The sequence below is a fragment of the Paraburkholderia sp. J63 genome (genome assembly GCF_905220245.1).
Classification (GTDB): domain Bacteria; phylum Pseudomonadota; class Gammaproteobacteria; order Burkholderiales; family Burkholderiaceae; genus Paraburkholderia.
In genome coordinates, this window is record NZ_CAJMZF010000195.1 from 1 (window position 1) to 360 (window position 360).

The window sequence follows — 360 nt, forward strand, 5'->3', positions numbered from 1 at the left end:
TCCACGGCACAGCGTCAGATCGTCAACATGGGCGCGGGTACGGCGTCCACCGATGCCGTGAACGTCGCGCAGCTCTCGTCAGCAGTCAATGCGCTGGGCGGCGGTGCGTCGATCAACTCGAGCACTGGTGCCGTGGCGGCCCCGAGCTATGCGCTCGCCAACGCCAACGCCATCACCGGCGCGAGCGGTTCGCCTGCCGATGTCGGCAGCGCGCTGAGCCGCGTCGACAGCGCACTGGGCGCCGTCAATACCGTGGCCAACAAGGGCTGGAACGTGAGCGCCAACGGCGGCGCGGCGCAAAATATTGCGCCGGACGCGACGATGAACTTCACGGACGGCGTCAATACGAAGGTCTCGCTT

At 66.9% G+C, this 360-nt stretch carries 1 protein-coding gene; it reads left to right on the forward strand.

The features are described 5' to 3' along the window. Nucleotides 1–360, forward strand: a 360-nt coding sequence (locus U5775_RS39140; RefSeq protein WP_322063464.1) for a hypothetical protein, incomplete at both ends; no start/stop codon positions are given.